The 4766-nt window shown below is 68.1% G+C and carries 4 protein-coding genes; 2 read left to right on the plus strand and 2 right to left on the minus strand.

The features are described 5' to 3' along the window. The coding region (locus ACQKIP_RS40055) for a hypothetical protein (RefSeq protein ID WP_427745298.1) at positions 1-1918 on the plus strand (1918 nt) is incomplete at its 5' end. 62 nt (positions 1919-1980) lie between these two features. Here the strand turns inward: ACQKIP_RS40055 and ACQKIP_RS40060 are convergent. Next, the gene (locus ACQKIP_RS40060) at positions 1981-2616 is read right to left on the minus strand and encodes an SMI1/KNR4 family protein (RefSeq protein ID WP_365861994.1); all 636 of its coding nucleotides are present in this window, start codon (positions 2614-2616) and stop codon (positions 1981-1983) included. Positions 2617-3346: 730 nt separating this feature from the next. Between ACQKIP_RS40060 and ACQKIP_RS40065 the strand changes: the two genes are divergently transcribed. Next, on the plus strand, positions 3347-3841 hold the full coding sequence (locus ACQKIP_RS40065; protein WP_365861993.1) for a hypothetical protein: 495 nt from the start codon (positions 3347-3349) through the stop codon (positions 3839-3841). Here the strand turns inward: ACQKIP_RS40065 and ACQKIP_RS40070 are convergent. Beyond that, positions 3810-4628 (minus strand): IS5 family transposase, encoded by an 819-nt coding sequence (locus ACQKIP_RS40070; RefSeq protein ID WP_365861991.1) that lies wholly within the window; start codon positions 4626-4628, stop codon positions 3810-3812. The genes ACQKIP_RS40065 and ACQKIP_RS40070 overlap by 32 nt on opposite strands. Positions 4629-4766: the final 138 nt, after the last annotated feature.

Below are 4766 nucleotides of genomic sequence, written 5' to 3' on the forward strand. Positions count from 1 at the left end.
CCCCAACCCCGACCCCACCGCCGCCCCTTCCTCACGCCCAGCAGCGGGCCCGGAGAAGAACGTGCGAGCCGGCAACCGGCCGGTCTCGGGCAAGAATCCGCAGGCCGGCCCCTCGACCAGCCAGGCGGGCGGTGTGTGGCAGGTCAGCAGTACGGAGACGGTCCTGAGCAACACCGTCACGGACAAGGACAACGACGAGGCCAACCTGACCTTCGAGGTCTATACGACGGACGCCAACGGCAAGCCCAAGACGCAAGTCAAGCTCGATGACAGCGAGTTCGGCGTGCTCGTATCCGACTTCGTGCCCTCCGGCAAAACGGCGAAAGTCACGGTCGATTACGGGATCCTGAAGCCCGGCGTCACCTACGCTTTCCACACCTCCGCCTACGACGGCGGTCTGTACGAGACCGAGTGGTCTCCCTGGGCCAAGTTGAAGATCCGCGACCGGGCCGTCGACATCAAGCTGCCGGAGCCGGACAAGAACGCCGCGAAGGTCAACCTGGAGGAGTTCCAGGAACCGCTGGAAGCGCAGCGGACCGTAGACGACCCCTCTCTGCGCAAGACCCGGCCCGGCCCGGACGAGAACTGCTCCGACCTCGGCAACAACAAGATCGGCTGTTTGGAGGTCGGCCGGCCCGATGAGCTGACCAAGAAGCAGCGGGCCACTGTGGAGCAGCGTCTGCGCAGCGTGCGGGCCGACTCCGACCTCGTGAGCTGGTGTACCGATACCAGCCCCGGCAAGGACTGGATCAAGCGCACCGAGGCCTGCATGAAGAGGGCGACGCCCATTCACGCGCGTATCTACAGCAAGTTGCCGAACGGCCAGACGATCCTGACGGGTGACGGCACGTTCGCCTCGGTGATCCAGATGAAGCTGGACCCGCAATCGACCAGCTTCCTGCAGGAGTGGACGCTCTTCCCGATCGACTTCGCAGACTTCGAGGGCAAGCAGACTGAGTGGGGTCCGCTGACGCTCACCCCCAAGTTCTCCTGCTCTCCGGACTGTTCCACGAGTTCGCCCACGTGGAGGGGCTTTCCCACATGGAGCACGACCGGTGCAGATCTCCACGTCGCCGTCGCCACGTTCAATCACACCGTGTCGATCACGGCCCCCAGCGGCATCTCCAAGGTGGCGATGAAGTGGGAATGGTCGGCCCGCACCCCCGACACGGTCAAGGAACTGGACCAGGGTGACCTGGGAACGTCCACGCCCGATCTGGACGTCCGCTGCGACAAGATCGCCGCCCCCGCCAAGCCCGGCTGCGTCTTCCCCGCCTACAAGCCCACCTGGGTGATGAACTTCAAGAAGTACCCGGCCGCCGTCGCGCACGGCTGGCTGATCCAGTCGAAGCTGCCCAATCACCCGGGCAGCAAGAGCGCGGGCAAGCCGATGAAGTTCCTGCCGCTGGCCGACAAGAACGAGCACGGCCGGGACCCGCAGAAGAACCGGGACGTCATCTGCCCCAAGGAAAGCGACGGCAAGAGCTGGGCCAGCGTCCACGGCAACCCGGACACCACGTTGCTGCCGGAGATCAAACCGACGGACACGTCATCGTGCGACGAGTTCGCCTACGCCTCCACCTACAACTCCGCCGGCATGCCGTCCGCCCTCGACGGGCTCAACGAGGTCACGTCAGGCAATACCTGTGTCCAGACCTACGCCACCCGTGTCAAGCAGGGCGAATGGCACCTGTACGACGACAGCCGGAAGGCGGCACCGACATGGAAGGAAGTCTGCGGACGCTCCGCCATGTCGGGCTGGATCAACTCCGGTTCGATGGCCGGATTTTCCGGCACCTTCTCCGCCGCGGGCAAATACCACCTGCTGGACAAGGACGAGTACTGGGTGCGCTTCCCCGAGTTCGAGCACTGCGATGCCAGCAAGGCGACCGTGACGTGCACCGTCCCCAAGCCGTAGCCGGCGAAACGCACAGCTGATCGCCGGGGCCAGGTAGGCGCACGCCCTCCCTGGCCCCGGCTCTAGCGGGGCCCCTCCAGCTTGCTCATCCCGTCGGGGAACAGCCGGGGATCCCGGGGATCAACCCAGGTCAGCCCCTGTCTCCCGGTCAGCACGGGCCAGTTGTAAGCGTCAGTGCCCCCGCCGGGCCACTGCAGACAACGTCCCTCCTCCAGCGCAGCGGCCAGCTCAACCAGCCAGTCTGCGAGCAGCCACCGATCCGAGCCGGAGGGGTAGGGCTCGTCTCCACCGTCGACCGACCAGTGTCCCAGTCCGCCGAAAAAGGGATCGTCCTTGCGGGCGTCGACGTACCAGCCGGACCAGAGGTCCCCCGCGGTCCGTGCGAAGGGCACAATGCCCTCCTCCCGCTCCCAGTCATCGGTGTGGGTCTGGTACTCGTCCACCAGTTGTTCGAGAGGGAGCATCGCCATACCGGACGGCAGGATCCCTGATCCGTGGCCCTCGTCGAAACCGTCACGCAGCCGGTACCAGGCCGCCAGTGTCGCTGGAAGCTCCAGCCCCATCGCCGTCTCCGCCGCGGCAACCGCGGCGGCACTCGCCGGCGGACGCAGCAGTGCGGCGGAAGCCGGCGCATGCACCTGGAGCCACGCCTCGATCCGCCCCCAGGCCGTAGCCACCCTCTGTATGTCGTCGGTCATGCCGGCCACCGTACCCGCCATCCCGGAGGGAGCGCTGGGATGCCAAATGCCTGCACCGCGCTGCCGATGCGGCTTCACGGTGTCGGCAAGCGTTGTGCACCGCCGGGGAACGGTCGCCCGGGAGGCCACTGCGGTGGACGGCGTGCTGTAGTGGGGGCGACGGGGGACTGCTCAGGATGCCTGCGGACAGTCATCGTTCGGGCGCCCGCAGGCCGGGCAGAAGCGGGCGGTGCTTCGGAGATGGTGGCGGTCTTCTCTGTCGAGCTGCCAGGACGGGCTGCGGGCGCAGCACTGTTGTGCGCCCGTGCCGGACACCACGGCGGTGCATACCTGGCACAGATTCGGCGAGATACGGCCCTGGGGCGTGCCGGTCAGGGTCGGGGCGCAATCAAACCCGCCATGCGCGGCAGGTGTGCGTGCCTGCGCGGCGCAGCGGGTGGTGGGCTGCGCACGCGCGGCGTACGGCGGGGCCGCTGACTCGCTTCGGTGCGCCCGGGCCGAGGGCTATGGGCGGAGTGTCCGGCGGGGAGTCTTCTTGTGAACGAGTGCTTGCTGCCCGGCTCGCCTGCTCAGCTGCCGGTGTGCCAGGCGCCGGGCCCCAGCTCGAGATGGGAGCGGGTAGGTGATGGCAGCTGAGAAGCCATCCGCCTTCCGAACGTGATGGTTTGATCCTGGCTGGTGGTGCGTGAACTCGCGTCTGTAGCGGGATGGTTCGGGTGGTCGTCTACTCGTGTCGTTCGCGGAGGTGGTCATGCCGTCGGTGCTCGGATTGCTGGAGGCTCGGGAGAAGAACGTCCGGGAAGAGGTGACCCGGCTGGAGGCGGAGGCCGAGCGGGTGCAGGCCGCGCTCGGGTCGGCTCGTGTGGAACTGTCGCGGCTGGCCGAGGCGCGAGCGACGGTGACGGAGGTGTTGTCCCGGGTGCCCGATGAGGCCGTGGGTCCGGTGTCCGGTGCCCTTGCCGGTTCGGTGGTTCCCGAGCGGGTCGCGGGTATGGGGGTGCAGGTCCTGGCCGTGGAGTATCAGCAGATCTTGTCGGTGCTCGCCGGGTCGGAGGCGACGCAGGGGCTGCGGGTGAAGCCGATTGCGCTGCAGCTCGGCGGCGAGGTCACCCCGGCGCGGATCGAGGGGGTGCGCTCGCGAGTGAAGCGGCTGGTCGCGCGGGGCTGGGCTGCAGAGGTGAGGCCGAACGTGTTCACGCTGCCGGTTGCGGCCAACGCGGGATGAATGCGTCACGGCGGCGCCCGGCGAGGCGGGCGGACATGAGCATCGTCATCGACCACAGCACCATGGCCTCGTGCATGGCGGGCAGGGTCTCGTAGTCACGGACCAGCCGTCTGGAGCGGACCAGCCAGCTCAAGGTTCGCTCCACGACCCACCGTCTCGGCAGCACCACGAACCCTGTGGCGTCGTCGGCGCGTTTCACGATGTCCAGGGTGAGCTGCAGATTCTCCTGGGCCCAGGCGACGAGGCTGCCCGAGTAGGCGCCGTCCGCCCAGATGAGACGGATCGAGAAGTACCGCTTGCGCAGTGGCTCGAACAGCGGGGCGGCCGCATCGCGGTCCTGCACGCTCGCCGCGGTCACGGCAATGGCCAGGATGAGGCCGAGGCAGTCCACCACCAGGTGCCGTTTCCTTCCGCCGACCTTCTTCCCGCCGTCCCATCCCGACGTTGACCTGGGGACATTCGCTGCCGCCCGAACGGACTGCGAGTCGACGACGCCGGCTGTCGGGTCCGGGGAACGGCCCTCCTGCGTGCGAACCGCGTCGCGAAGCCGGTCGTGGAGCTCGGCGAGCAGGCCGGTGATCTGCCAGCGGCGGGCGAAGGCGTGCACGCGCCGGTACGGCGGGAAGTCCGCAGGCAGGTTCACCCACTTCACCCCGTTGTCGACGACGTAGCGGACCGCATCCAGCATGACGCGGTGGCAGTAGCCCTCGGGCCGGCCGCCCCGCCCCTGGAACCAGGCCGGGACCGGCAGTGCAGCCCGCATGACCTGCCATTCCGCGTCCGTCATGTCCGAGCCGTAACACGCGGTGCGGTCCGGGTGATCGGCGGCATTCCCGAACCTGTGCGCGAGGCAATCGCACAGCAACACCCGCGAGTTGGACGCGACGGGCGCAGACACGCAAGACTGCGGCAAGAGGGCCTCCTC

The organism is Streptomyces sp. NPDC059900 (assembly GCF_050270335.1).
Taxonomy (GTDB): Bacteria; Actinomycetota; Actinomycetes; order Streptomycetales; family Streptomycetaceae; genus Streptomyces.

Coding starts and splice junctions, on each gene's coding strand:
- ACQKIP_RS40070 (WP_365861991.1), bottom strand. CDS start 4,628: ATGACGGACGCGGAATGGCAGGTCATGCGGGCTGCACTGCCGGTCCCG.
- ACQKIP_RS40060 (WP_365861994.1), bottom strand. CDS start 2,616: ATGACCGACGACATACAGAGGGTGGCTACGGCCTGGGGGCGGATCGAG.